This is a genomic window from Marivita hallyeonensis (assembly GCF_900129875.1).
GTDB classification, from domain to species: Bacteria; Pseudomonadota; Alphaproteobacteria; order Rhodobacterales; family Rhodobacteraceae; genus Marivita; species Marivita hallyeonensis.
Genome location: NZ_FQXC01000004.1, coordinates 122,920 through 149,588 on the forward strand (window position 1 = coordinate 122,920; position 26,669 = coordinate 149,588).

The window sequence follows — 26,669 nt, forward strand, 5'->3', positions numbered from 1 at the left end:
CGAGCGAAGAAAGTGCGAAGATGTGATTTGGGAAAAAGGTGCGTCAATAATATTAAATGCTAGTTTGTCGAAAGCATTCAAACCGCCCCGGAAATCCCGGAGCGGTTTTTCTTTTGGGTCAGAAAATCGCCTCTTGCACGGGAGCTAGGCTTGAACCAACGATTTGAGTAGCCGAGTTAAGGCTACCAGCTCCCGAAAAGTCTACGGTCAGCGTCGTGCCATCAGTCGCAAAACCCAACTCTATTGAATTACTTGCAGCCGCAGTCAAAGCTGCGGAGTCCACCTCAGTCAGCGAGTTGGCGTCGAATTCCACAAGCTGAACCGAGAAACCGCTATTGACCGTTATGCTGCTTCCTGTGACCAGATCAGCAGTAAAGCCGTCGAGATTAGTAATGCTGGATGCAAGAACATATAAAATGCCATCAAGCACCACGTCGCCCGACGCGGAGTAGGTATCATGTTCAATCAAGACGCCACCGCTAACCAGAAAGTCAAAGCCAAACCCACCGGTGTTCACAGTTAAGTCGCCATTGATCGTCAGGTCTTCTATTCCGGATGAACTGCGCAGGATGTTATCCTGAATGACATCAGCGTTCAGTTGGCCGCCACTGGTCACGTCCAAAATGCCATTATTGACGATCTCATCGCCTTCGAGGGTACCGCCGTTGCTGACGGTGACAATCGCATTGCCGCGCGCTCCAGGTGAATCTTCGGATAAGGATGCATCTGCACCGAAGTCAAAGACGCTGCCTGAGCCATCGACATTCAAGATACCTTCGGAACCATCATTCTCTGCCAAGATGAAAATTCCATCAGGATCATTGGTAATGATCCCGCCATCGAGCACATTGATTGTGCCGCTTGACCCGGCTTCGGCACCCGCACGGATAAACCCTGTCTCACCACCGTCGATGTCGATGTTGTCGGCGCCGTCAATGGAAATTGTCGACCCCGCGCCAGTGACGGTGAGCGTGCCGACACCTCCATCGTTTCGTCCTACTTGAAACCCGGGAAAATCGCCTCCGTCGCCAGTGATCGTAATGTCGGCTCCGTCACCCACCAAGATGCTGCCTTCTGCGTTGCGAGCCACATCCAGAAAGGCTCCGAACTCATTGCTGACTGTGGAACCTGCCAAGCTCAGCGTAGTGCCTTCTCCTTCGAAGACAGTGGCTGCCATACCATCTCTGCCAGAGGAAAAGAAATTAGCTTCAACATCCGCGCCGTCGGACACTGTGAAAGTGGACGAGCCTACGTTTCGACCAACTTCGATGGAGCCTTTGCCTGCAACGAGGAGTGTTCCTTCGCCGGTAATCTCCGCACTTGCTGTCCCACCATCACGATCACTTCCACCGGACAACTGCATACCGCCGCCGAACTCTTCACCTGCAAGAAGATGTATCTGAGCGCCGTCGCGAAGGATGAAAGAGCCAGTTCCTCCCTCTTCCGCAACACGCATGAAACCATTGTCGCCGACTCCGGAGGCGCTTCCAAGCGTCACCATCGTCCCAAGTCCCTCGACAATCAGAGTACCGTCAGCCGTCGCACCTTCCACGTTGTTGGCGTCACCGATTATAATTGACTGTCTCAGGCTGACGCTTGCGCCATCGGAAATGGTCACTGTGCCTTCAGCCACCGGGTCACCGTCGCCCACGACGTCCTGCCCACGAATTTCCGCGATGCCCATGCCGCCTTGCTCGCCATAGGATAGCGTCACAATCGTACCTTGCCCGGTGATCGTTGTAGTACCGGTACTGTTGATCGCAGTGTTGATGCCTTCTGCCGTTACGCTGGCACCGTTGGAAACAGTGAGTGTCGCGGTCCCAACGTTTCGGCCAACTTCGATATAGCCATCCTCAACCAGCAGTTCAGTACCAGACCCTGTGACATCGAAAGTTGCCGTGCCGCCTATACGATCGCTGCGGCCTGACAATTGGATACCCGCGCCGAACTCTTCGCCGGAAAGCAGGTCAAGTTGAGCACCATCGCGGAGCACCAAAGAGCCCGTGCCGCCGTCCTCTGCGATGCGCAAAAAACCATCTCTGCCAACACCACTCTCGCCGCCGAGAGTAACGTTGGTGCCAGCGCCCTCGATCGTTATGGATGCAGTCCCATCTTCCGCCGCGATTATGTCTCCCGCGAAAACAGTAGCACCGTCAGACACAGTGAACTCGGCCTGACCAGACCTATGGCCCACAAAAATACCGCCCTCTTCGACCAAGAGCGACGTGCCAACACCAGTGAAGAGAGCGGTAGCTGTGCCATTCTCGTCGCTTCCGCTCGATAGGTCGAGAAAAGCGCCGAATTCATCACCTGCGAAAAGACGCATTTCAGCACCATCCCGCAAAATGAGTTCACCATTGCCGCCTTCTTCGGCTACATTGATCCCGCCAGACCGACCTTCGTTTGTCGCCAGGCCGGCTGTGAACAACGTACCGTTACCTTCGACAATCAAAGTGCCGTTTGCGACAGCACCAGCCACGTTGTCGGCGTCCGCAATGCTCACAAAGTTGCGCACGTTGACTTCGGCGCCATCCCGGATGATCACCAAGCCATCAGCGGTTCGGTTCTGTGTTGTGTCGGTAACGCCGTCTTCGCCACTGCTGATGTTTGCTATTGTTAGAGACCCTCGTTCACCACCACCGGAATTTATGACCGATACCGTGGTCTGCGCCCCTTCGATCACCAAATTCCCCACAACGCTTTGGCCCCCGGGGAGCAACACGTCGTTTTCGATTTCCGGGCCTGAGTTACGGGCAATTTCGATGGACCCACGTGAGTCAGGGTCAAAGTGGTCAACTATTACTTGGGCTCCGTCGTTGATAAAAAATGTTCCCGTGGTCGAACGTCCATCACTTGTTGAAACCCTTAGCTGTGAGCTTCCACTGAACTCCGTACCGGGAAGAGTTACCAAAGTCGAAGGACCTGTAAGCGAAAAGACGCTATCTCCGTCACTGATCTGGAAGTCATCGCCAACCGTCAGTTCAGCGTTCTTCACAACAAAACTGGAGGGCGTTCCCGTTGCCGCAAAAATATCGCCGTTTGTTTCCAATTCCAGCAAGCCTTGTGGAGTGTCGCTACTGGTACCGGTATCTGTCGTGAAGAAAACATTCTCGAAGAAGATGCCATCTGGACTGTTCAATCCTGGATCGCTGGGCAAGTCGAACCCTACTTCGCCGACCGACCCATCGGCGTTGATTTCCCCCGTTTGAGTTGCTTCATTAGGCGGCTCTCCCTGCGCAGGCACACTTGTCCCAAAAGCAGCCGCTGTGTCGTCGAAATTCAGAGCGGTTCCTGCATTGGCATCAAGCGGTGTTCCGCCGAAGACAAATTGAGACAGCTGCGGGGTGCCGATGAAGGTCACGACGAAACCATTGACCTCAAATTGAACGCCATCGGAAAGAAACCAAGCATCCGTGATGCTCATGCCTTCAGGCAATAGTATTCGACTTTTCTGAACATCTGTGATCGTCACGTCACCGCTCAACGTAGGCAGGATTGTGTAGGTGTCGGTGCCGCCAAAATCCGTGAATTCGGTAATGGAGCCGTCAATGTTGATATTGTCGTTTGATGATCCAAGGTTTGCTATAAATTCCCCTTCCCAATACAAAATGGACTTACATTGAAAGCTAAACCGATTCTCCCACGTTCAGTGAAGAGTTTTTGAGTTTCAGTTTTGGTCTATTGGCATTGCGAAGAATTTCAGGCGGCCACGTGAACTCTTACTGCAGCCGCCCACGCTTCCATGAACTTCCGCCGTTTAACAATATGATCAGACCGTGCGTATGCTGCCTCGGCCTTGTCCTTGAGGCCGTGGGCCAGTGCAGTTTCGATGACTTCACGTGGAAAGCCCGTTGTCTCACCTGCCCAGTCCCGGAAGGTTGAGCGGAAGCCGTGAACCGTGATGTCCGAGCGGTTCATGCGCCGGAGCACCGCGGTCATTCTCATGTCGGAGATCGGTTTGCCAGGTGTCGCCTCGCTCCCATAGATCACGGCATCGTCGGGCATGGCTTTGCCGCTTTGTCCCAGTAATGCGATGGCGGCCTCGGTGAGCGGAACGCGATGCTCCTTTGCCGCTTTCATCCGATGCGCGGGGATGATCCAGAGCCTCGCCTTCACATCGACTTCGCCCCATGTCATGCCGCGCGTCTCGCCGGACCGCGCCGCCGTGAGGACCGTGAAGGCTAGCGCGCGCGCTGCAACGCTCTGTCGTTCCGCCAAATCGCGCATGAAGTCGCCAATCTCTGCATGGGGCAAAGCTGGGTGATGTCTGATCGCACAAACCTTCTTAGGTTTTGGCAAGAGATGGTCAAGATGACCGCGCCAATGGACCGGATTGTCACCGCTGCGAATGCCGAGTGCTGAGGCATAGTCGATTACTGCCTCGATACGTTGGCGGTCTCGGGTGTTTCCGCCCAAATCGGCGTGAGCGTTGCAATGACATCCGCCGTCTCGACCTTTGCCACCTGAACCGCGCCGATCTTCGGGAAGACATAGGCTTCAAGCGTCGAAGTCCACTGCGCGGCGTGCTTGGCGTTCTTCCAGCCGGACCGCTTGCTTTCGATCAGTTCCAGCGCAGCATCTCGGAACGTCTTGGGCTTGGCTCGCCGTTTCTGGGCGATTGGGATCGCCACCTTCCGCAATCAGTCTTCGCGCCTCCGCTGCGCGATCGCGGGCCATGGCGAGGCTGACATCGGGATTTGCACCTAACCCCAGATCACGCCGCCGTCCCTGTATTTGATAGCGGAGTACCCAAGAGCGAGCACCGGAGGGTTTGACATAGAGAAAAAGGCCTCGTCCATAGCCGTGCCGTCCGGGTCCTGCTGTTTCCACCTTTCGAGCGCTGAGCGGCACGACGTTCCCACATTCGTTCCTACACATAGCCACGATTCAGGGTGAACGTGCGCGGACTGCAATGGGAAGAGGTGAAGTTAATTGTCTGTTTTAAATTACACAATCCGACCAAACCCGAACGCGGTCAAACATGCAAGACCGTGGATTCTACGGACTGTCTCTCCGCCATCATTTTCAGGCTGTGCCGGACGTCAGACGACGACGTCGAAAGGATTGTCCAGTACTCCGATGAGCGGCGCGAGGAATGCACCGGTGTCCGGATCAAGCGCCTCGCCGTAGTACTGTTCGATCTCGGTCAGAGCTGCGTTTGTTCCTGCCTGCGTACCGTCGACGAGCGACATCACCTGAATGGCGTCTTCCACGTCCGACAAACCGCGATGTACCGCATAGAGTGCGCCGATATCCGTTTTGGTGGCGAGATAATCGCGATCGGCCAATTGCTGCTGGATGAAGTCCTGTGTTGCATCTGGAGCCGGATTGGACTTTGCGCCCTGAAGAACGGACAGAATGAACTGATCGCGCGCCACAGCTCCTGACTCCAGCGCGTTGACCCAGAATTCGTAACCAAGCTGGTCCGGAATGCGGCCCAGCACATTCTTGTAAACAGCCTCTGCGAAATCCGCGTTGCTCAGGTCAGACGGGTATGTTGCGCGAGTTTCTTCCTGGTCGTTGAAATGTGCCGCCATTTCGGTGAGTGATGTTCCGTCCGCGAAAGTGTTTCCCCAAAACCAGAGGCCGGTGGCATCCGGTGCGCGGTTGAAATATGCTATATACAGCTCGATAAACGACTCTAGGTCCTCTGCCAGCAGGTCTGTTGGGCCACCAAATTGCGTAAGGTCCAGGACTTCCTCTTCCGGATCACCATAAAAGACAAGATGTTCGATCTGTTCGACCGTATCCGTGCCGGTCCCGTCACTGCGCCGATCACGAACGGTCGTTCCAGTGGGGCTGTAGCTCACCGTGTAGCTTGATTTTTGTCCATCGAAGTATGCGGTGTCGACCCCGCCTTGACCGTTCAGAAAATCGTCACCCGCGAACCCTTCGAGCGAGTCGCTTCCGTTTCCGCCAAGCATCACGTTGGCAAAGGCATTTCCTCGAAGATCATCTGCGAACGGCGTGCCCGTGACGTTTTCAATGTCCCCTACCAACCAAACCAACTCTTTCGGACGTGAATTCGCAAGCGCACCTTCGAGCTGTTCCAGCGGCAGGGCGAACCCAAACATAGCGTCGACAAGCGGCGTAGCCCGCGTGTCCGGCAAGGACACCCGCCATCCCTGTGAAAGACCGGAAGCATCGACGCGATCCTTTCCGGACGCATCCCAGATCGTGTAGTAGTAGTTCGTGTTCTCCAACACATGATCGGTATTGCCCGCGTGGGTCATCGTGTTTGCGCCATACATGTACTGCAGGGCAAGCACATCAAGGAGCATTGGCGTTCCGGGATCCCACCTTTCCAGCTCACTTGTGTACTGGTCCTCGTAAGACATGATCGAGAACCAATCCATGTCTAGGATGTCGCTTCGATTGAGGTCTTGAATGGAGGGTCGACCGTCGTTGTTCTCGAAGGGGTGACGCAATCCCATAGCGTGACCTAGTTCATGAATGACGGTCAAAAACCCTTCCGATCCTGTCGCGTAACTGGACCCCGAAATCAGCGGGTCCGAGAAGTTCATGAAGATGTCACCGCCTTCATTCGGATTCCGTTCCGGTCGCGGATGATCCCTGTCCGGATAATAAGCGTAGGCCAAGGTGCCGTCGTTAGCGACGGTATTGTCCACGGAGTAGACAATATCCGCCCCCGCATTCCCTGCGGCGATCGGATCGTCGAACGTGCCAAGATATGAGAACTCTACTTCAATGAACGCCGCGAAACTCTCCACAGCACGGGTAAAGTGTTCAATGGCTGCCGAACTGTCATTCCAGACAAACCCGTCAAATCCATCCGACAGAGCCCAGGTGATCGTATTTGACTCAGACAGATCCCACTTTTGCCCACCAAAGAGGATGTCGATAATCGGATCGTTCGTCGGGCCAAAAAATTCGGCAGTGAGAAAGGCCATAATTGGCTCCCGTGGCGGATAGGTCGAAAAGCAAACACGTGGAATATGGGGGGTTTTGGTGAGTGCCGACGATCAGCCTATCCAATTGCTTAGGCGAGTAAATGGCTATGTTTTGAATAATCGGAGGCCTACACCATCCAGAAGCCGTTCTTCTTGATTTTCTGGCGGATGGGTTGTTCGCGTGACGGGAGGTTTTCCCTATCGAACAAGGCGCGGACCTTGTGACCGCGTTTCTGGTAGATCATGCGTTTGAAAGGCTCGTAGCCTTTGAGAAGCTTCTTCACCTGGTTTGGAGCGCTGATCTGTTCCAGCAGGGCGACGACGCCGTCGCTCTCGCGTGCGTAGAGCAAAGGCATGTTCCGGTAATGCACGCTTGTTTGGCCGTCGATGTATCCTTCGGGGAGGGTATCTCGACCGCCTCCCAGTTTGTGGATCACCAGCGGCAACGCGATCTGGTCGAGCCACGGGCTGAGCGGTTGGCAAACCAGTGCATCGGGGGGATCGTCCCGGATCGACAGCGCCATGTCGAGGAAACACTGCCCGAACTCATGTGGACATTTGTAGAAGAAGAAGCCCGCGTTGAAATACATGTATCGCCGCCAGTACTCATCCGGCTGGCTACGATCTAGCGAGCTTTCGAAATCGAGGTCGAAGCGGTCATAGAGCGACTTCCAGATCTCGGAGTATCCGGGGCCGTAGAGTTCGATCTGCGGCCACGTGCCTTCGACGCGCCGGGACGCGGTCGGACGCGCGAAGTCGAACGGCACGTCGCCCAGGTTTCCGGTGATCAGCGTATCGGTGTCGAAGAAGATAAACGGTTCACCCTTTGGGAGAGCAAAGAGCGCTTCAATCTTGTTTCCAAATGGATAATTGCTTCCGAAATGTTTGCTCTCGAAGGGGAGAATTTCACCTCCCTGCGCCTCGATCATGGCGCGCAGCTCGCCCGGCTTGATGGTTGGATCGTTGGGCCACAAAGCCCCGGGTTGAGGTTCGGCAACGAAGAGCCGAAACCGCGGGTCGGGTGTGTTGGCCTTGAATGACAGCGCAAAGAGCAGCGCTTCATAGGCCAGGCGGCCCATCTGCCCCACGATAAGCACATTTACGGTGTCGGATCCGGCCTGGCGGCGTGCCATGGTTTTCCTTTGGCGGAACTGCTCTTGTTTTCCGCCACTATACCGGCCCTCGGCGGCCGCGCAACGATTGCAATCAGGGGGTGCTGATCTCGTAGACGAGTGTGACGCTGGCGCGCAGTTCGGTCTCGCCCTGGGCGATCGGCACCCCCGCATCGGCAGCCCGCGCCATGCCCAGCATTTCGGGTTGAGGCATCGCAACGCCCGCCTCGCTTAGTGATATCAACGCACCAAGCTCCACCCCCGCCGCCTCGGCGAAAAGCTCTGCCTTCGCCCGCGCGTTGGCCACTGCAAGCCTGCGGGCGTCGTCAGTCAATGGATCGGGATCCGAGAGGGTGAAGTGCAGTCCGCCCAGGCGGTTCGCGCCATCCGACAGGGCCGCGTCGAGGATTTCGCCAAGTCGGTCCAGATCGCGCACGCGGGCCGTCACACGATTAGAAGCCTGATACCCATCGATCTGCGGACTGCCGTCGTTGCCGCCACGATTGCGCCAGACGGGCGACAGGGACAGGTCCGAGGTCTGTACATCGCGCGGTTCTATTCCGAACTCTGTCAGCCGGGTCAGAATCGCCGCCGTGATATCTGATGTCTGCGCCATGGCGTCTTGGGCTGTTTCCGCCTGTGATGTGGCGCCCATGGTGATGACGGCCATGTCGGGCACGGCTGCGACGCGCCCTTCCCCGGTCACCGTCAATCGGCCCTCTGTCTGCGCCGCCGAAGCCGATACACTCAGGATCAGGACAAACGTCGTTAATAAACCGTGCACCCACTGCATGTTAGCCTCATTCGATTACACCACGCAGGACAAGCATCCCGGCTGACCGCGTGCAACGCAAGTTCTGATTTTCCCCTGCGCGGCGGCTCGCTCTTCCGGCAGGATAGCGACGGTTTGAGACTCCCATCCCGGATCATTGGCTGTTAAAATATGAATATGACTCCAGCGTTCGCCCTGACACTCTCGTTTGACGGAATTTCACTGCTACGCCGCGTGCCGACAGGTTGGGCACGGGTTGGCGATGTGGCTCTTGACGCTGACGATCTGCGGGGCGCGCTCGCGGACCTGCGGACCGAGGCTGATACGCTGTCGCCCACTGGCGGTCAGGTCAAGCTTGTGATTCCGAACGAGCAGATCAAGTACCTCGCGCTGCCCGACACAGGGCTTAGCGGGCAGGCTCTGACCGCTGAGATTCGCAGCGCTCTGGATGGTGCCACGCCCTACGCTGTAGATGACCTCACGTTTGATTGGGTTCAAAAGAACGGATCGCTGTACGTCGCGGCCGTCGCGAACGAGACGCTGGACGAGGCCGAAGCCTTCGCCAAGAGCCATCATTTTGAACCGGTGTCTTTCGCGGCCAACGCACCCGACGGAGACTTCGTGGGCGAGGTTTTCTTCGGCGCCGCCGCAAGTTGGAGCGGTGCAGCACCGGAGAAGGATGACCATCCGTTCGACATCGTCACCGCTGTCGATCCGGAGCCGAACGCAACCACCACCGACACGGATGATCCGGACACTGCGTTGGCGGATTTGGTCGAGGACACGAGCGAGGACTTGAGCCTCGATCCCGAAGAGTCAAACGACGGATCGGAGTTCAAGAACGCCGAAGAAAACCTAGACGAGCGGGACGCGCTCGCACCCGGAGCGGCGGATGAGGCTGAAGCCGAAGAAACGCTTGCGCCGGAGACCATCACGTTTAAAGCATCTGCCAAGACGCCGGACGACACGCCCGCCCCGGTCTTCGGATCGATCCGCGCCTCGCGCGACGCACCGCCGACGGTGGCGCATAGCGCGACGCCGGCACCCGCGGTCAATGCGCCGGATGCACCGGTGACATCCCGGTTGAGGCTCGGCGGAGTTCGAAAATCGTCGAGCGATAGCGATGTCACCGCCCCGGTGCTTCAGGTGGAAACGTCAGACGCTGCCAGCGATCGCAAGATTTCCGGCTTTTTCAGCCGCCGGAAACCTGCAGAGACACCGTCACCTCCTGCGGAACCGCCGGTTTCGAAACCGAAGACCGAAGCGTCGCCCGCGCCCAAGGTTGAACCTCCGAAGCACGATCCTGCCCCGGCGCGTGCCGCCGTCGCGCGGATCGCCGCCATGCGCGCCGGTCGCGACACGGACATGCACGCGTCGTCTGACCAGGCCGCGGTGATCCCGGATGAACGCGAACGGATGACGATTTTCGGCGCGCGGACCGAGCCACAGGTCGGGGGCAAGCCACGTTTCCTTGGGCTGATGCTGACCAGCGCGCTGTTGATTTTCCTCTTGGCCGTGGCGGCGTGGGCCAGTGTCTTCCTCGACGAAGGCATATCGCGATTCTTTGATCGCAATGATGAGACACCGTCCATCGCCCGCATGCCGGATGTTGAGCTTGCGCCGCTCGACGGGTCGATTACCGAGCCGCTCGTCGAAGAGGATGGCGTTCAACTCGCCTCGCTGGAGCAACCGGATATCAGCGCGCCTGCGGAAGATGGTCTGTCCGACCTGTTACCGCCACCCGCCGCGATGACACCGGAGGAAATCGAAGCGACCTATGCTGCAACCGGTATCTGGTTGCACTCGCCCGAGGCGCCGTCTGCGCCCACGCAAACCAGCCTTGATGACCTTTATATCGCATCGATTGATGGCCGCGTGGAACAGTTCGACGCCGTAGCCCTGCCAAGCGCGCAGATGCTGCGCAATGATGAAGCCTATCTGTCGCAGCCCAACCCTTCGTTGCCCGGAACGCGGTACGAATTGGACCAGCGCGGTCTCGTCGTGGCGACGCCCGAGGGCACGGTGAACCCCGAAGGCGTTCGCGTCTTTGCCGGGCTTCCACCCGTCGTGCCCCCTGCCCGACCGAATGCGCCGGAGGTTGTGCCACAAGCGGATGACGCGGAAACGGTCGTCAACGCGGCACTGCAAGCGTTTCGGCCGCGCACGCGCCCGGGTGGCCTTTTGGAAGGCAATGAACGCGCGCAGCTCGGGGGACGAACCCGTGCCGAATTGGCAGCCCTTCGTCCCAACGCGCGGCCTGCCACGATCAAGGCGGTGGAAGAAGAAGCGCAGCCCGAAGCGACCCAATTCGCCGTGGCGCAATCGGTGGCGCCGGTCACGCGTCCGCGCAACTTCTCCCGCATTGTCGCCCGCGCGCAGGAACTTCGGCAGGTGCAGTCGACCCAGGTGACACAAGTGGCGTCCATTGCTCCCCGCACGGTGCAGCCACGCATTCCATCGAGCGCCAATGTGGCCCGGCAAGCCACCGTCACAAACGCCATCAATCTGCGGCGCATCAACCTGATCGGCGTCTATGGCAAACCGTCTTCGCGCCGCGCGCTGGTGCGCCTTTCCAATGGCAGATACCAGAAGGTGCAGGTGGGGGATCGTCTTGACGGTGGCCGTGTCGCAGCCATTGGCAACAGCGAATTGCGGTACACGAAAAACGGGCGCAACATCGTGCTCGACATGCCGGACGGTTGAGCCGGGCAATCCTTGCACAGACGCTGATCGCTCGTCACGAAATTGCCAAATAATACGGCGTTATTCGCATGGTCCGGTTGCCAAGACCCACGCCGAACCGCCATGCTGCCCGCAAATGATCAGGCAATTTAATTATGGGTGAATTTCTTTTCCTGGCTTCCGTGTTTTTGCTCGCGGCGGTGATCGCTGTTCCAATCGCGGCGCGGCTGGGACTGGGGTCTGTGCTTGGCTATCTGCTGGCGGGTGTTGCCATCGGACCCGGCCTCGGTCTTGTCGCGGACACCACCGACCTGCAGCACTACGCCGAGATCGGCGTTGTAATGATGCTGTTCCTGATCGGGCTCGAACTCGAACCGCGCGCCTTGTGGGACATGCGCCACCGATTGATCGGGCTGGGCGGATTGCAGGTCGGGATCACCATGCTCGCCGTCATGGTCGCGGCCATGTTAATGGGTCAGACATGGCAGATCTCGCTTGCCATAGGCATGATCTTTGCGTTGTCGTCGACCGCAATCGTCCTGCAAACGCTAAGTGAGAAGGGCCTGATGCAGACCAGCGGCGGTCGATCTGCGTTTTCGGTTCTGCTGACGCAGGACATCGCCGTCATTCCCATGCTGATCTTCTTGCCCTTGCTCGCTGTCCCGATCGGTCCGACGCTAAGCGACGACGGATCAATTCAGCGCAATCTGGCCGATCACGGCGAAGAAGCACACGGGCACGCCATGTCGTTGGTCGAAGGGCTGCCGGGTTGGGGCGTCACGCTTGTTACCTTAAGTGCCGTGGCGCTGATCATCCTTGGCGGCATCTACGGGGCCCGTCCGATTTTTCGCTACATCCACGCCGCGCATCTGCGCGAGATGTATACGGCTCTTGCCCTGCTTATCGTGATCGGGATCGCGTTCCTGATGACAGCGGTCGGTTTGTCCCCGGCCCTCGGCACCTTCCTCGCCGGTGTGGTTCTGGCAAACAGCGAATTCCGGCACGAACTCGAATCCGACATCGAGCCGTTCAAGGGTCTCCTTCTTGGCCTGTTCTTCATCACGGTGGGCGCAGGGATCAACTTTGATCTGCTCTTGTCCGAACCGCTCGAAATCCTTGGCCTCGCTCTTGGGGTCATGCTTCTGAAAGGCGTGATCCTATATATTCTAGGCCGCGCATTCCGATTGCGTGGGCGGGATCAGTGGCTGTTTACACTTGGCCTCGCGCAGGCGGGCGAATTTGGATTTGTGCTGATCTCGTTCTCGTTTCAGCAAGACATCCTGCCCGAGTTCCTGGCGAACCGGTTGCTGTTGATCGTCGCCCTATCGATGCTCATCACGCCATTGGCCTTCATCCTGTATGAGGTGCTGTCGAAGCGTATGACCGATGGCGGCGACGCACCCGAGCACGACCAGATCGATGAACAAGGCGCCGTCATTATCGCCGGGATCGGTCGGTTCGGGCAAATCGTGAACCGGCTTGTGCAGTCCGTCGGTGCAAAAACCGTCGTGATCGATAACAACCTCCAAACAATTCAACTGATGCGACGCTTTGGGTACCAAGGCTTTTTCGGCGATCCGCTCCGCCCTGATCTGCTGCACGCGGCGGGGATCGAAAAGGCGCGCGTGCTGATGGTGGCGCTGGATGATCCGAAAGCGGCAGAGCGACTTGTCAAATATGCGCGCCGCATCCGTCCCGATATCCATATCGTGGCCCGCGCCCGTGACAGGACACACACCTACCGTCTGTACCAGGCCGGAGCTGACGATATCGTCCGCGAGTTGTTCGACGGGTCGCTACGTGCGGGACGATACGTTCTGGAAAACATTGGACTGACGGAATTCGAAGCGTCGGAGGCAGAGAAACTGTTCTACCATCACGACCGTCACACCGTGCGTGAGTTGGCCTCGCTCTGGGATCCGAATACACCGTCCGCCCAAAACGACGCCTACATCGCGCGCGCGAAAGAGCTTGAGAAGGAGCTTGAGGCGTCCCTGCTTGCAGCGCTTGAAAGCAAATCAGACGACGCCGCATAAAAAAACGACCCCGTGACGGGGTCGTTTCTCAAACGTTCGGGAATTTGCTTAAGCAGCTGCCGGTGCGCGTGACATGAGCACCTCGTTCACCTGCTTGGCCGCGGAAAGCTCATCGCCGCCCGAAGTGGCCGCAACTTCACGTGTGAGGCGTTCAAGTGCCGCCTCGTAAAGCTGACGCTCGGAATAGCTTTGCTCACGCTGATCGTCGGCGCGGTGCAGGTCGCGCACCACTTCGGCGATGGCGATCAGATCGCCGGAGTTGATCTTTTGCTCATATTCCTGCGCCCGGCGCGACCACATCGCGCGCTTCACCTTGGCCTTGCCCTTCAGCGTTTTCATCGCCTGGTTCACCACATCGGGCGAACTCAGCGACCGCATGCCGATTTCCGTCGCCTTATGTGTCGGAACGCGCAACGTCATCTTGTCCTTTTCGAACGAGATGACAAACAGCTCCAGCGTGATACCAGCGATCTCTTGCTCTTCGATCGAGATGATCTGGCCAACGCCATGCGCGGGGTAGACGACATAGTCGTTCGGGCGGAATTCGGATTTCTTAGACTTGGTCATTCAGAACCTTTCTTGACATGCACCGGTGGAACGACCGACAAAAAGAACGCACGGAGGCAAAGCTTCCGTTCGTTTTAAGGTCGATCAAAAGAACAAGCTAATGTCAGCTTACCCGCGCCAGTCTCTGAAGCGCATGTCCCACTTTTGGCAGTTACAGCGGTAAGTCTACCATAAAATCGGCCGCCCCGGTAGGGGCCGAAGAACGGCATGAATTCATCAATTTTTCAGTAGGTTAGACGAGAATCGCGCGAGTTGCCCAACAAGTGCCTCGATTCGTCAACCGCCCTCGCCCGGAGCTTCGGAAAAGTACTTTTCGAGCTTTCCCTGCTCTCCATCACGCTCCTCTGCCCCCGGCAGCGGATCCTTTTTCGTGATGATCACCGGCCACATCTCGGAATACTTCCGATTGAACTCTACCCACTTTTCCATGTCCGGTTCGGTGTCCGGGCGGATCGCGTCAGCGGGGCATTCCGGTTCACACACGCCGCAATCGATGCACTCGTCAGGGTGGATGACAAGCATGTTCTCGCCTTCATAAAAACAATCGACCGGGCATACTTCGACGCAGTCGGTGTATTTACAGGCAATGCAAGCATCGTTGACGATATAGGTCATGCGGCGCGTCCGTTTGGTTGTTTTCCGCTAGCTAAGCGACTGGCGAAAATCATTCAAGCGCGTCCGTTCTGGTTTGTAGCAAAGCGCGACGATCTTTCTTGGTCGGCCTGCCTTTTCCGTCGAAACGAGGCACTTGAGGCGCGGCCTCCCTTGGTTTCGGCGGGTCGAGATCATCGTACAACAGCTGCGCTTCCGGAGCCGGCCCGCGTCGGACGCCCATCGCGACGATCTTGATCACGCGCACTTCTTTTGCCTGAGGAAACGTCAGCACATCGCCCGCACAGACAGAATAGGCCGGTTTCGAGATCGGCTGGCCATTGACGCGTAACTTGCCACCGGAAACAATCTTGGCGGCCAGACTGCGGGTTTTGAAAAACCGCGCATGCCACAGCCACTTGTCGATACGCAGCTTATCGGCTGTTTCGCTCAACTCAGTCCTTGTCCTTCAGCCCCATCAAGGCCGCCGCGAAGGGGTTGTCCGGATCGATGGCCTTTTCCTTTTTCGGCGGCTTGGACGCAAAGGTCTTTGGACCCGTATCGCGGACCTTGCCCTTACCCTTCGGCTTGCCGCCTTTGCCGCGCGGACGGTCGCCCTGCGGTTTGCCACCATCGCGACGTTGGCGATTGCCATCGCGGTTGCCTTGGCGGTTCGGGCGGTTCCCCCGCCATGTGAAGGTGTAGAACACCTCAAGCTCCGGTCCGGCCAGCGCTTCATCGGGCGCGGCACCCGGATCAATCTCGGTCTCGGAGTTCGTGGCGACCGGTTCCTCTGCGGGGGCCTCGACCGGCGTTTCGGTCATTGCGGATTGTCCATCGTCCGCGATCTGCGCTTCCGACTCGGTTGGTACCGGATCGACCGTTGCGCCCGGTGCCGCTTCGGCAGCCGCATCCATCACAGGCGTCTCTTCGGTTCCGGCGTCCGGTGTGGCGGCATCAGCTTCGGGAATGACGGCATCGACGGGACGCACCTTTTCCCGGTCGCCCTTTTCAGCTTTGTAGCCCAGACCTTCCATGAGGTCCGCGAACTGATCCAGCGTCAGACCAGTGATAGACAGCATATCCGGGTTCGCCTCGAACCCGCTCCGGCTGTCCTGCCCGCGCAGAAGATCGGCCAACCGCTCCAGCATATCGATGCGGATCGCACGCTCGCCAGCCGCTCGATAGCCTGACACCGTATGGTGCTCTGCGGGTGTGCCTTTGGGATTGGGAACGGTCACGAGACCCGGCGGCGGCGCTTCCGGGAAGACGTCCGCACCCTTGGACAGGCTCCACAATACAAGGCGAAGCCGCGTTGGCGCGGGCTTCAGCAAAAGTGGCATGAAGATCGTGAACTGGCCGAAACGAATGCCATGTTTGCGCAGCAGTCCGCGCGCATCCTGGTCCAGGGCCTTCACATCCTCTGCAACGTCGGCGCGCGGCAGAACGCCCATGCCCTCGACCATGCGGAACGCGAAGCCCCGCGCGAGACCGGTCAGCGTCTCGTCCTTCTGCAGGTTGATAAGCGGTTCGAACAGCGACGCGATCTTGCGGTCGATGAAATGCTGCAAACGGCGCTCGACCTTCTGCGCCACCTCCGCTCCTGCCTCATCATCGACGAAGGCCACGATACGTGGCTTGAGCGGATCATCCCCGGCGGCAAGTTTGCCGACCGCCTGATCGCCCCACATGAGGCCACCCTGTTCGGTGAAGTCCATCTCGGTATCGGGCGCGTTGTAGAAGCGGTCGGCGCGCAAATGAAAATGCGGCGCCAGGGCCTGCAGGGACGCGGACTTGAGTGTCTTTGCCTCCTGCCCGGTTGCGTCCTTGTCCTGGCGGAACCGGAACCCTTCCAACCGACCGACAAATTCGCCTTCGACGGTCACTTCACCTTGATCGTTCACTTCGGCCAAGAGGGCCTCCTTCTGTTTCAACCGCCGCAACAGCACGGATGTCCGCCGGTCGACAAATCGTTGTGTCAGACGCTCGTGCAGCGCGTCAGATAGCCGGTCTTCTACAGCGCGCGTCTGGTCACGCCAATGGCTTTCGTCATGAACCCAGCCTTTCCGCTGCGCGACGTAGGTCCATGTGCGGATATACGCCAAGCGTTTCGACAATGTGTCAATGTCACCATCGGTGCGGTCGATCCGGTTGACCTGCCGTGCCAGAAAGTCGTCCGGAATGCGCCCGCGTTCGTGCAGATGCCCATAGATAACTTCCAAAAGCCCAGCATGTTCCGAATGGCTGATCCCGCGGAAATCCGGGATACGACAGACATCCCACAAAAGTTGGACGGATTTCGGGTCCGAGGCCCGCGCGATCACCTCGGCCACCTGACCGAGCGCCTTCAGCGCCTGCAGATCGTCCGCCTCCCGTGCCTTGACCAGGCGCTCATCCGTTGGCGCGGCCTCCAACGAGGCGACGAGCGTGTCGATGGAACCGAACCGCAGATCGGCACTCCGCCAGTTGAGCTTTCGCAGCGGCGTGAAGCGGTGGTTGCAAATCGCATCGGCAACCTCTTCGTGCAGCGGGCTCGCCTCACCGGTGACGCCAAAGGTCCCGTTCGACATGCCACGCCCGGCCCGCCCGGCGATCTGCGCCAATTCGTTGGGCATCAAGGGCCGCATCCGCCGTCCGTCGAACTTTGAAAGCGACGAAAACGCCACGTGATTGATATCGAGGTTGAGCCCCATGCCAATCGCATCAGTGGCCACAAGGTAGTCCACCTCACCGTTCTGGTAGAGATCCACCTGAGCGTTCCGGGTCCGGGGGCTGAGCGCGCCCATGACGACCGCAGCCCCGCCTTTCTGGCGGCGCAACAGTTCCGCGATGGCATAGACGTTCTCGACCGAGAACCCGACAATCGCCGTGCGCGGCTGCAGGCGGCTGATCTTTTTCGATCCGGTGTAAGTGAGTTGGCTCATCCGTTCGCGCCGCACGAACTCGCAGCGCTCGACCAATTCGGAGATTGGCCCGCGCATGGTGTCGGACCCCATGAAAAGCGTCTCGTGCAAGCCGCGCATCCGCAACAGGCGGTCGGTGAAGACGTGGCCCCGCTCGGGATCGGCGCAAAGCTGGATTTCGTCAACCCCGACGAAATCGCAGCCCATGCCTTCGGGCATCGCTTCGACCGTGCAAACCCAGTACTGCGCCCGCGGGGGGACGATACGCTCTTCTCCGGTCACCAGCGCCACGACAGACGGACCGCGCGCCGCGACGATCTTGTCATAGACCTCGCGCGCCAGAAGTCGCAGGGGCAGACCGATCATCCCGGTCCGGTATCCCAGCATCCGTTCTATGGCGTAATGGGTCTTGCCTGTGTTGGTGGGGCCAAGAATGGCCGCAACCCGCGCTTGTCCGGCCATGTTGCCTGCCTTATGCCGCCCTGCTCAGGCGTCCGATGTTCAGAGTGTCTGGCCGTTCACCCGACGTTCCAACCGCTCCAACGCGTCGATCACGTCCGAGTCGTGCGGCCGAAGGGTCAGTACCCGCGAATAGGCGTCATAGGCAAGCGCAGGCTTGTCGACCTGTTCGAAGATCGCCCCAAGGCCACGCAACGCGCCGAAATGGTGCGGGTTGAGCGCCAGGGTCCGTTCCAGCGCATCCGCTGCCGGTCCAAACATCTCGGCCCGGTAATAGACCAGCGCGAGGCTATGCCAGCCTTCCGCGAAATCCGGGGCGTGATCCGTGAGCGCCGTGAGATGCTCCATCGCGGCGTCGATGTCATCGACATCCAATGCGTCCTGCCCCCGCTTCAACAGCAAATCCATCGTGGCAGAGCCAGACTTGGCCCACTCCTGTCGCACTTGCCGCTCAAGCCGGTTGGCCGCCTGTTCCGTCTCGGCCTGCGAAAGCTCTTCCATGAGCTGCGCCGCAACGTCGTCCTCGGCCGCCGCCGGAAGCGCCAAGGAAGACGCGGCAAATAGAAATGCCGCAACGGCAGATTTGTAATTGCGCATGGTGAACCTCATAACCACCTCTAAGTTTAGCGTGAGGTTCGGTGAATGCCAGACCTTACACCCCACGCGCGATCACGAAGGAGAAAGAGCGTATGAGCGACGTAGTGGCAGAAGCGGTAACGGCCCTGAACGAAAAGCTGGGCGGTGAAGGAATCGACGGCACCGCACAGTTCAATGTCGAAGGCGAAGGCAGCCTCTACGTGGATGGCGACGGCGCGCATCCGGGCGAAGCGGACGCGGATGTGACCTTTACCGCGGACGCCGACACGCTGAAGGAAATCTTCGAAGGCTCGCTGAACCCCACCAGCGCATTCATGTCGGGACGTCTGACCATCGACGGCGACATGGGGCTTGCGATGAAACTGGCGTCCACCCTCGCCTGATGGCGGACCCTGCCCCGTACCGCGCGGATCTGGCCCAAGGGCCGGACACGAATGCATTCTGGCTGCGCACCTCTGACGGGGTGCGCATTCGCGTGGGGCATGCGGCAGGCAATCACCTCAAGGGAACGGTCTTCATCCTGCCCGGCCGCACCGAATACATCGAGAAATACGGCTACCCATCGCAGGATTTCGTCGAAGCCGGTTTCGACACGCTGACCATCGACTGGCGCGGGCAAGGCATGGCCGACCGGCTCGGCGCGAACCCGATGGTGGGTCACGTGGACCGCTTTCAGGACTTTCAGAAAGACTGGTCCGCGATGCGCAGCTTTGCCGCTGCGCAAAACCTGCCAAAACCGTGGTTCATGGTGGCGCATTCGATGGGCGGCTGCATCGGCCTGCGCGCCCTGATGCAAGGGGCCGACATGAAGGCCGTGGTCTTCACCGGCCCGATGCTGGGCATCAGCATGGGTGCCCATATGCGCCCGCTGGCCTGGGCCGTCCCGAGAGTAGCCGAGCTTTTGGGGATGGGTCAGCGTCTGGCGCCCTTCACCTCTATCGAAAGCTATCTCACCGCGGCACCGTTCGAGGACAACCTGCTGAGCTCGGACCCCGAGATGTTCGCCTACATGCGCCGCCACGTGGAAGCCGAGCCGCAATTCGGCCTTGGCGGCCCCTCGCTCACATGGCTGAAATCCGCGATGACCGAGTGCAAGGCGTTGGCCGCCAAACCCTCTCCCGCGATCCCGGCGCTGTGTTTTGTCGGCTCACACGAACGCATCGTCGACACGACGGCGATCCGCCACCGCATGACCGGCTGGCCCGGCGGCAAACTCATGATCGTCGACGGCGCGGAACACGAGGTGCTGATGGAAGGCGAAACCATCCGCAAACAGATCACCGGGTCGGCCATTTCGCTGTTCTCAAGTTTGGCGTGAGCTCAGGCTGTCTTCGAAATGAAGCAGCGAAGGTCTGGAATGAGCCCAGACCTACCACGAGAGCTTGAAGTACATTTCTATGGAAGTAAATCTGACAAGGGATTGGTACGGGTGCTGGCACGCCATGCAAACATCAGAAGCTCCAGAGAGAGTTCTAGAAGCTTTGAGGCGATTCTTCGGGAATGACCTCCGAGTAGAAGATGTCAAAGCGGACACGCAGATCGTTACCGATCTGGGTATCTACGGCGACGATTTTTCCGAATTTTATGAAATACTTAGTGAAGTTTATGGCACCGAATTCCTTGTGCCCGCTGAGTGCATTCCAGGCGAATTCAGTTGGATGAGGTATCTGCGAGGGTGGTTGCCCTTTGTAGAAACGAAACGAGCCGTTCCAGTAACTTCCCTGACTGTAGCGGAATTGGATGCGATAATGTGTGGTAGAGGAAATCACGCAAACCAATAGGTGGAAGCTCTATTGGCAGCATTGTCCGCTCACCGTAAACTCACTCAAACCCGTGCTACACTTTCCCGATCTCGTGCACGCCCCTCGCCTCTGCCGTTGCACCCGCGCGCATCCAGGAATGCTCGGATGAGATGAAGAAACAGCTCATTCCGTATTGCGACCAGTCCTGCGCCTTCTGTGCGTTGGCGACCCAGGACACGTAGGCTTTCCCTGCGGCTCCTGCCGCCTTGCCGACACGCTCCATCGCGTGCGCAAGGTCGTCCGAGGTCTGGTTGTCATGCCCGTACCCGACAGACAGATCAGCGGGACCCAGGAACAGAGCGTCGACTCCGTCGGTCTCGGCGATTGCATCGGACGCGTCCACGCCTTCCGGTTCTTCGATTTGCACGATGACCACGGTCTCATCCTGCGATTTCTTCAGGAGGTCCGGCATGGACTGGGTCGCATACCCGGCCCAGCGGGTCGAACCGGCATAGCCCCGTCCGCCCCGCCCGAAGCGTGCGGCGCGTGCCACGTCCGCCGCCTTCGCGGCGCTGTCCACATGAGGCACCACGATTCCCACCGCGCCGCAATCCAGCGCCTGCAGGATCTCGCGGGCGGAACTGTCGCCGACACGCACCAGAACCGGGAAATCCAGTGCCCGGCCCATCGCGCAGCATGCGTCAATGGCGCTCCGGTCGAACGGTGCGTGTTCGGCATCGAGGCACACGAAATCCAACTCCGACTGCGCCAGGACCTCGATCAATTGCAGCGCCGGGGTCTTCAGAAACGTGCCCGCCAACGGCACGCGTGACAGCAAACGTTGGCGAAATCCGGCGATCTGCATGGGAGGCTCCTCGTGGTCTGGTCGGCCTACACTACGCCCCGGGCGCGCGGTGGCAAGCCTCTGGCGAAGGCAGGCACGGGTTCTATAGTGAGAGGCATGACCGATCCCGTCCTCAGCTTTACCGACCGTGGCATCTATTGCGCTGCGGGCGATTTCTACATCGACCCGTGGCGTCCAGTGGACCGCGCGCTTATCACACACGGCCATGCCGACCACGCGCGTCCGGGTCATCGGCGGTATCTCTGCACCGATGCCTGCGCCCCGGTGATGCGCCATCGGCTGGGAGAGATCAGCGTCGAAACCGTGCGCTTCGGCGAACAACGCAGGATCGGCGATGCACTTGTGTCCTTCCACCCGGCAGGCCACCTTCCCGGTTCGGCGCAAATCCGGGTCGAGGTTGGCGGAGAGGTCTGGGTCGCGTCCGGCGATTACAAGGTCGTGCCCGACGGTATTTCGGAGCCGTTCGAACCGGTGAAATGCCACAGCTTCATCACCGAATGCACCTTCGGCCTGCCCGTTTTCAAATGGGACGATCAGTCGGTTGTCGCCAAAGAACTGAACGACTGGTGGGCCAGCACCGCCGCCGACGGTAAGACGGCGATCCTCGGGGCCTATTCGCTGGGCAAAGCGCAGCGGCTCCTGTCGATGCTTGATCCGGATATCGGCCCGATCCTCACGCACGGCGCGGTCGAAAACACGAACGCCGTCCTTCGCGAACAAGGTTACGCGCTTCCCGACACCATTTACGTGACACCCGATCTGAATCCGAAGGACTTTCCCGGCGCTTTGGTCATCGCGCCGCCCTCGGCGCTCGGTTCGCAATGGTCGCGGCGGTTTGGCGCCGCATCCACCGCCTTTGCGTCGGGCTGGATGCGCCTGCGCGGTGTGCGGCGCAGACGGGCGGCGGATCGGGGGTTCGTCATTTCCGACCACGCCGATTGGGCGGGCCTGATGCAGGCGATCGAGGCGACAGGCGCAGAAAGTGTATATGCGACGCATGGATACACGGACATCTTCGCGCGATGGCTGAATACGCAAGGCTACAACGCACAGGTCGTCCCGACCGAATTTGGCGGTGAGGATGACGAGGCGGAGGAAGCGGCATGAAGGATTTCGCCGCCCTCTTCACCGCCGTCGATCAGACCACCAAGACCACCGCCAAAACCAAGGCGCTGGCGGAGTTCTTCACGACGGCCAGCGACGACGACAAGCTGTGGACCATCGCGCTCTTTTCCGGCCGACGCCCCAAGCGCGCTGTCACCACAACGCAGTTGCGCGAATGGGCTGCCGAGGTTGGTGGCGTCCCGCTCTGGCTGCTGGAGGAAAGCTATCCCATCGTCGGTGATCTGGCCGAGACCATCGCCCTCACCCTGCCGCCGCCGACCCGCGAAAGCGACCTGCCGCTCACCCATTGGATCACCGAACTCAAGTCCCTCGCGGCGCTGGACATTGATCAGCGCAAGGCACGCATCCTCGACGCGTGGGATCAGCTTGATCCGATCGAGCGGTTCCTGTTCAACAAGCTCATCACCGGCGGCTTCCGCATCGGCGTCAGCCGCAAGCTGATGACCCGCGCGCTGGCGCAGGCCACCGGGCAGGACGAACCCAGCCTTGCGCACCGCCTTATGGGCGGCTGGACGCCCGAGACGACCACGTTTCACGATCTGATTGAGGCCGAGGATGCCGAAGCAGACGATAGCCGCCCCTACCCGTTCTACCTCGCATATCAGCTGGAGGACGCGCCAGAGGACCTCGGATCACCCGAAGATTGGCGAGCGGAATGGAAATGGGACGGCATCCGCGGTCAGGTCATCCTGCGCAGCGGCACGCACCACGTCTGGTCACGCGGTGAAGAACTGATGACCGACCGCTTTCCCGAATTCGCCCGCCTGCCGGATTTTTTACCGGATGGTATAGTTGTCGATGGAGAGATCGTTGCGTGGGACGGTACTCAGCCGCATCCGTTCAACACGCTTCAGGCGCGGATCGGGCGGAAGACAGTGCCGAAAAAGCTTTTGAAAGAGGCGCCGGTGATCCTTCTGGCCTATGACCTTTTGGAAGAAAGCGGCGCAGACCTCCGCGATCTGCCCCTGCAGGACCGCCGCGCCCGCATGGATGCCCTGCTCCAAAACCTGCCCGACGACGCGCCCATTCGTCCGGCGCCTCCTTTGGCGTTTGACGATTGGGACTCACTCGCCAACATCCGCGCCACCGCCCGCGATCACCGCGCTGAGGGGGTGATGCTGAAACGGCTGGACAGCCCCTATCTCTCGGGGCGCAAAAAGGGCGACTGGTGGAAATGGAAGCTCGATCCGCTGACCGTCGATGCAGTGATGATCTACGCGCAGCAGGGCTCTGGACGACGCGCCAACCTCTTCACCGATTTCACCTTCGCGGTCTGGAACGGCAACGACCTTGTGCCCTTCACCAAAGCCTATTCCGGCCTCACGGACGAGGAATTCCGCAAGATCACGGCCTGGGTGCGCAAGAACACGCAGCAGCGTTTTGGACCGGTGCGGCAGGTGAAACCGGAACACGTCTTCGAAATCGCCTTCGAAGGCATCCACGCCTCGCCGCGCCACAAGTCCGGCATTGCACTCCGCTTTCCCCGCATGTCGCGCTGGCGTCATGACAAACCGCTGCAAGAGGCGAATACGCTCGACGATCTGAAAGACCTGTTGGAGACCTATGGATAAGCCCACCGCCATCGCACCGCCTGTGCAGATCACGCCGCCCAGCGCCACGTTGCCCGTGAATGCCTGCGATGCGCATGTGCACCTGATCGGCGATGACTTCGCTCTGTGGGACGGCCGGATCGAGAATCCGCCGCCCGGGACAATCGACACTTGGCTCGACCGCTATCGCGCGCATCTCGCAGCGCTCGGCTGCTCGCGTGGCGTCATCGTGCACTCCATCCTCTACGGCGGCGACAACAGTATCACGCTTGAGGCGACCCGACGTATGGGCGACCAGTTCCGCGCGGTCTGTCTGATTTCCGACAACGCGACCGAGGCCGAAATCGCTGCACTCGCCGGGAAAGGCTGCAAGGCGGTGCGGCTCAACTATGTGCACGGCGGGCTTTTGTCCTGGGACGGCATGAAGCGCCTCGCGCCGAAGCTCGCCGATCACGGGCTGCATGTCGAAATGCTCGCCCATTCCCACCTGCATCTTGAAGAGCTTGCGCCGCAAGTGCCACACCTGCCCGTCCAGGTCGTCTTCGACCACTGCGCGTGGCCCGACCCGAAGCTGGGCGTCACGGACGGGCACAAAGCTCTCGAACGCCTGCTGGCCGACGGCCACGCCTGGACCAAGCTCAGCGCCACCTACCGCCACACGCCAGAGCCGCAAGACCTGATCCGGCGTCTGGCCAAGGCCAACCCCGACCGCATCCTCTGGGGCAGTGACTGGCCGCATCTGATGCTGAACGGTGTGCTGATGCCCGATGCGGGCCAGCAACTGAACCTTGTCCTCGACGCAATCCCCGACGACACGACACGCCAGAAGCTCTTTACCGACAATCCGGCGCGCCTCTACGGCTTTGCCTCTTGAACCTTGGCCGCGCGCGGCACAGGTTCCACAGCAACAAGGAACAGGAGACGACCCATGCTGCGCACCCCTACCCCCGTATTCGATGCCAATGCCAAGACCGGCACCAAAGACCTCGGGGACCTGCCGGAATGGGATCTGACAGATCTCTATGCCTCTGACGAGGCTGCCGAGTTGAAGCGGGATCTCGACTGGTTGGAGGCAGCCTGCAAAAGCTTTGCCGCAGATTACGAAGGCAAGCTGGGCGATCTGACCGCCGAGCAATTCCTCGAAGCGATCCACCGTCACGAGAAGATCGAAAACATCGGCGGGCGCATAATGTCCTATGCGGGTCTGCGCTACTACCAGCTGACCACCGATGCCCAGCGCGCGAAGTTTCTGTCGGACCATCAGGAGAAGGTGACGATCTACACCACGCCGCTCGTCTTCTTCACGCTGGAACTCAACCGCATCGAAGACGCCAAGATCGACGCGCTGTTCGAGGCGAACGCAGACCTTGCCCGCTACAAACCCGCCATCCGCCGCATCCGCGCGATGAAACCCTACCAGCTGTCCGACGAGATGGAGAAGTTCCTGCACGATCTCGGCGTCGTCGGCGACGCGTGGGAGCGGCTGTTCGACGAAACCATCGCCGGGCTGGAATTCGAAGTGGACGGGGAGCCGCTCAATATCGAGGGCACGCTCAACCTGCTCACCGAACAGGACCGCGCAAAGCGCGAGGCGGCCGCGAAAGAGCTGGCCGCCGTCTTTGCCGAAAACATCAAGATCTTCGCCCGCGTCCACAACACGCAGGCCAAAGAGAAAGAGATCATGGACCGCTGGCGTGGCATGCCCACCGCCCAGACCGGGCGGCACTTGTCGAACGATGTGGAGCCCGAAGTGGTCGAGGCGCTGCGTGATGCGGTGGTGGCCGCCTACCCAAAACTCAGCCATCGCTACTACGAGCTGAAACGGAAGTGGCTCGGCCTCGACAAGATGCAAGTCTGGGATCGCAATGCGCCGCTGCCGATGGAAGCGACCCGCATCGTCAATTGGGACGAGGCGACCGAGACCGTGATGAACGCCTACAACGCCTTCGACCCGCGCATGTCAGAGATCGCCAAGCCGTTCTTCACCGATGGCTGGATCGACGCGGCGGTGAAACCGGGCAAGGCGCCCGGCGCGTTCGCCCACCCGACCGTCACGACCGTGCATCCTTACGTGATGCTTAACTACCTCGGCAAACCGCGCGACGTGATGACCCTCGCACATGAGCTGGGCCACGGCGTGCATCAGGTGCTGGCCGCCGATCAGGGCGAGATGCTGGCGTCGACGCCTTTGACGCTAGCGGAGACCGCCTCCGTTTTCGGCGAGATGCTCACCTTCCGCCGGATGCTCGACAACGCGAAGGACGATGCCGAGAAGAAGGTGCTTTTGGCCAGCAAGGTCGAAGACATGATCAACACGGTCGTCCGCCAGATCGCGTTCTACGATTTCGAATGCAAACTGCACGCCGCGCGGCGTGGCGGCGAACTCACCCCCGACGATATCAACACGCTCTGGATGTCCGTGCAGGCCGAGTCGCTCGGCCCTGCGTTCGAGTTCATGGACGGGTACGAGACGTTCTGGGCCTACATCCCGCACTTCGTGCACTCGCCCTTCTACGTATACGCATACGCCTTCGGTGACGGTTTGGTGAACGCGCTCTATGCGGTCTACGAAGAAAACCCTGAGGGCTTCCAGGACAAGTATTTCGACATGCTCAAGGCGGGCGGCTCTAAGCACCACAAGGATTTGCTCGCCCCGTTCGGCCTCGACGCCAGCGACCCGAAGTTCTGGGACAAGGGTCTCAGCATGATCTCGGTCTTCATCGACGAATTGGAGGCGATGGAAGACTAAGGCTTGCC

General features: G+C 59.7%; 20 protein-coding genes and 1 pseudogene. 8 read left to right on the plus strand and 13 right to left on the minus strand.

Going from position 1 to position 26,669, the window contains the following annotated elements:
* Window positions 1-118: 118 nt before the first annotated feature.
* The 7 genes and pseudogenes from BUA42_RS13470 to BUA42_RS13490 all read right to left on the minus strand — a co-directional run bounded on the left by BUA42_RS13470 (window position 119) and on the right by BUA42_RS13490 (window position 8,816).
* A complete protein-coding gene (locus BUA42_RS13470) occupies window positions 119-3,607 on the minus strand; it encodes a beta strand repeat-containing protein (RefSeq protein WP_072778640.1) in 3,489 nt (1,162 codons plus the stop codon).
* A gap of 92 nt (window positions 3,608-3,699) precedes the next feature.
* The gene (locus tag BUA42_RS21335) at window positions 3,700-4,227 is read right to left on the minus strand and encodes a tyrosine-type recombinase/integrase (RefSeq protein WP_218588634.1); all 528 of its coding nucleotides are present in this window, start codon (window positions 4,225-4,227) and stop codon (window positions 3,700-3,702) included.
* 146 nt (window positions 4,228-4,373) lie between these two features.
* Window positions 4,374-4,631: a phage integrase central domain-containing protein gene (locus BUA42_RS21400; RefSeq protein WP_245819039.1), complete on the minus strand. Its 258-nt coding sequence runs from the start codon at window positions 4,629-4,631 to the stop codon at window positions 4,374-4,376.
* A gap of 43 nt (window positions 4,632-4,674) precedes the next feature.
* Window positions 4,675-4,878: pseudogene (locus BUA42_RS21405) on the minus strand (Arm DNA-binding domain-containing protein); the annotation flags it as partial.
* A 164-nt stretch (window positions 4,879-5,042) separates the two neighbouring features.
* On the minus strand, window positions 5,043-6,911 hold the full coding sequence (locus tag BUA42_RS13480) for a DUF4214 domain-containing protein (protein ID WP_072778641.1): 1,869 nt from the start codon (window positions 6,909-6,911) through the stop codon (window positions 5,043-5,045).
* A 128-nt stretch (window positions 6,912-7,039) separates the two neighbouring features.
* Window positions 7,040-8,044, minus strand: coding sequence for a hypothetical protein (locus BUA42_RS13485; RefSeq protein ID WP_072778642.1), 1,005 nt, complete (start codon window positions 8,042-8,044; stop codon window positions 7,040-7,042).
* A 73-nt stretch (window positions 8,045-8,117) separates the two neighbouring features.
* Window positions 8,118-8,816, minus strand: coding sequence for an SIMPL domain-containing protein (locus tag BUA42_RS13490; RefSeq protein WP_072778643.1), 699 nt, complete (start codon window positions 8,814-8,816; stop codon window positions 8,118-8,120).
* A gap of 150 nt (window positions 8,817-8,966) precedes the next feature.
* Between BUA42_RS13490 and BUA42_RS13495 the strand changes: the two genes are divergently transcribed.
* Window positions 8,967-11,498: a hypothetical protein gene (locus BUA42_RS13495; protein ID WP_143152701.1), complete on the plus strand. Its 2,532-nt coding sequence runs from the start codon at window positions 8,967-8,969 to the stop codon at window positions 11,496-11,498.
* Between the two features lie 134 nt (window positions 11,499-11,632).
* Window positions 11,633-13,513, plus strand: coding sequence for a monovalent cation:proton antiporter-2 (CPA2) family protein (locus BUA42_RS13500; RefSeq protein ID WP_072778644.1), 1,881 nt, complete (start codon window positions 11,633-11,635; stop codon window positions 13,511-13,513).
* Between the two features lie 48 nt (window positions 13,514-13,561).
* On the opposite strand, the gene BUA42_RS13505 is transcribed toward BUA42_RS13500, so the two are convergent.
* From BUA42_RS13505 to BUA42_RS13525, 5 genes are all read right to left on the minus strand, one after another.
* A complete protein-coding gene (locus BUA42_RS13505; protein ID WP_072778645.1) occupies window positions 13,562-14,080 on the minus strand; it encodes a CarD family transcriptional regulator in 519 nt (172 codons plus the stop codon).
* A gap of 276 nt (window positions 14,081-14,356) precedes the next feature.
* A complete protein-coding gene (gene fdxA / locus BUA42_RS13510) occupies window positions 14,357-14,695 on the minus strand; it encodes a ferredoxin FdxA (protein ID WP_072778646.1) in 339 nt (112 codons plus the stop codon).
* 49 nt (window positions 14,696-14,744) lie between these two features.
* Window positions 14,745-15,125 (minus strand): RNA-binding S4 domain-containing protein, encoded by a 381-nt coding sequence (locus BUA42_RS13515; RefSeq protein ID WP_072778647.1) that lies wholly within the window; start codon window positions 15,123-15,125, stop codon window positions 14,745-14,747.
* A 1-nt stretch (window position 15,126) separates the two neighbouring features.
* Entirely contained in the window at window positions 15,127-18,036 is a 2,910-nt protein-coding gene (locus BUA42_RS13520; RefSeq protein WP_072778649.1) for a helicase-related protein, read from the minus strand.
* A gap of 39 nt (window positions 18,037-18,075) precedes the next feature.
* Window positions 18,076-18,630: a tetratricopeptide repeat protein gene (locus BUA42_RS13525; RefSeq protein ID WP_245819017.1), complete on the minus strand. Its 555-nt coding sequence runs from the start codon at window positions 18,628-18,630 to the stop codon at window positions 18,076-18,078.
* Between the two features lie 92 nt (window positions 18,631-18,722).
* Between BUA42_RS13525 and BUA42_RS13530 the strand changes: the two genes are divergently transcribed.
* Complete coding sequence (locus BUA42_RS13530) at window positions 18,723-19,013, plus strand: SCP2 sterol-binding domain-containing protein (protein WP_072778653.1); 291 nt, start codon at window positions 18,723-18,725, stop codon at window positions 19,011-19,013.
* Window positions 19,013-19,948, plus strand: coding sequence for an alpha/beta fold hydrolase (locus BUA42_RS13535; protein WP_072778655.1), 936 nt, complete (start codon window positions 19,013-19,015; stop codon window positions 19,946-19,948). The genes BUA42_RS13530 and BUA42_RS13535 overlap by 1 nt, the downstream gene beginning before the upstream one ends.
* A gap of 518 nt (window positions 19,949-20,466) precedes the next feature.
* Here BUA42_RS13535 and BUA42_RS13545 read toward each other — a convergent pair.
* Window positions 20,467-21,237 carry an HpcH/HpaI aldolase family protein gene (locus BUA42_RS13545; protein ID WP_072778659.1) on the minus strand — a complete coding sequence of 257 codons (771 nt, stop codon included), beginning with the start codon at window positions 21,235-21,237 and terminating at the stop codon, window positions 20,467-20,469.
* A 96-nt stretch (window positions 21,238-21,333) separates the two neighbouring features.
* Between BUA42_RS13545 and BUA42_RS13550 the strand changes: the two genes are divergently transcribed.
* From BUA42_RS13550 to BUA42_RS13565, 4 genes are read left to right on the plus strand one after another with little or no spacing between them, the layout of a single operon-like run.
* On the plus strand, window positions 21,334-22,344 hold the full coding sequence (locus BUA42_RS13550) for a ligase-associated DNA damage response exonuclease (RefSeq protein ID WP_072778661.1): 1,011 nt from the start codon (window positions 21,334-21,336) through the stop codon (window positions 22,342-22,344).
* Window positions 22,341-23,933 (plus strand): ATP-dependent DNA ligase, encoded by a 1,593-nt coding sequence (locus BUA42_RS13555; protein ID WP_072778663.1) that lies wholly within the window; start codon window positions 22,341-22,343, stop codon window positions 23,931-23,933. Before BUA42_RS13550 ends, BUA42_RS13555 begins: the two co-directional genes overlap by 4 nt.
* Entirely contained in the window at window positions 23,926-24,786 is an 861-nt protein-coding gene (locus BUA42_RS13560; RefSeq protein ID WP_072778665.1) for an amidohydrolase family protein, read from the plus strand. Before BUA42_RS13555 ends, BUA42_RS13560 begins: the two co-directional genes overlap by 8 nt.
* Window positions 24,787-24,840: 54 nt before the next feature.
* Window positions 24,841-26,661, plus strand: a complete 1,821-nt coding sequence (locus BUA42_RS13565; RefSeq protein WP_072778666.1) for a M3 family oligoendopeptidase — start codon at window positions 24,841-24,843, stop codon at window positions 26,659-26,661.
* Window positions 26,662-26,669: the final 8 nt, after the last annotated feature.

Excerpts from the sequence above, each read along its gene's own strand:
- BUA42_RS21335 (WP_218588634.1), bottom strand. The coding sequence starts at position 4,227 with ATGCGCGATTTGGCGGAACGACAGAGCGTTGCAGCGCGCGCGCTAGCC.
- BUA42_RS13480 (WP_072778641.1), bottom strand. The coding sequence starts at position 6,911 with ATGGCCTTTCTCACTGCCGAATTTTTTGGCCCGACGAACGATCCGATT.
- BUA42_RS13485 (WP_072778642.1), bottom strand. The coding sequence starts at position 8,044 with ATGGCACGCCGCCAGGCCGGATCCGACACCGTAAATGTGCTTATCGTG.
- BUA42_RS13490 (WP_072778643.1), bottom strand. The coding sequence starts at position 8,816 with ATGCAGTGGGTGCACGGTTTATTAACGACGTTTGTCCTGATCCTGAGT.
- BUA42_RS13495 (WP_143152701.1), top strand. The coding sequence starts at position 8,967 with ATGAATATGACTCCAGCGTTCGCCCTGACACTCTCGTTTGACGGAATT.
- BUA42_RS13500 (WP_072778644.1), top strand. The coding sequence starts at position 11,633 with ATGGGTGAATTTCTTTTCCTGGCTTCCGTGTTTTTGCTCGCGGCGGTG.
- BUA42_RS13505 (WP_072778645.1), bottom strand. The coding sequence starts at position 14,080 with ATGACCAAGTCTAAGAAATCCGAATTCCGCCCGAACGACTATGTCGTC.
- fdxA (WP_072778646.1), bottom strand. The coding sequence starts at position 14,695 with ATGACCTATATCGTCAACGATGCTTGCATTGCCTGTAAATACACCGAC.
- BUA42_RS13520 (WP_072778649.1), bottom strand. The coding sequence starts at position 18,036 with ATGGCCGGACAAGCGCGGGTTGCGGCCATTCTTGGCCCCACCAACACA.
- BUA42_RS13525 (WP_245819017.1), bottom strand. The coding sequence starts at position 18,630 with ATGCGCAATTACAAATCTGCCGTTGCGGCATTTCTATTTGCCGCGTCT.
- BUA42_RS13530 (WP_072778653.1), top strand. The coding sequence starts at position 18,723 with ATGAGCGACGTAGTGGCAGAAGCGGTAACGGCCCTGAACGAAAAGCTG.
- BUA42_RS13535 (WP_072778655.1), top strand. The coding sequence starts at position 19,013 with ATGGCGGACCCTGCCCCGTACCGCGCGGATCTGGCCCAAGGGCCGGAC.
- BUA42_RS13545 (WP_072778659.1), bottom strand. The coding sequence starts at position 21,237 with ATGCAGATCGCCGGATTTCGCCAACGTTTGCTGTCACGCGTGCCGTTG.
- BUA42_RS13550 (WP_072778661.1), top strand. The coding sequence starts at position 21,334 with ATGACCGATCCCGTCCTCAGCTTTACCGACCGTGGCATCTATTGCGCT.
- BUA42_RS13555 (WP_072778663.1), top strand. The coding sequence starts at position 22,341 with ATGAAGGATTTCGCCGCCCTCTTCACCGCCGTCGATCAGACCACCAAG.
- BUA42_RS13560 (WP_072778665.1), top strand. The coding sequence starts at position 23,926 with ATGGATAAGCCCACCGCCATCGCACCGCCTGTGCAGATCACGCCGCCC.
- BUA42_RS13565 (WP_072778666.1), top strand. The coding sequence starts at position 24,841 with ATGCTGCGCACCCCTACCCCCGTATTCGATGCCAATGCCAAGACCGGC.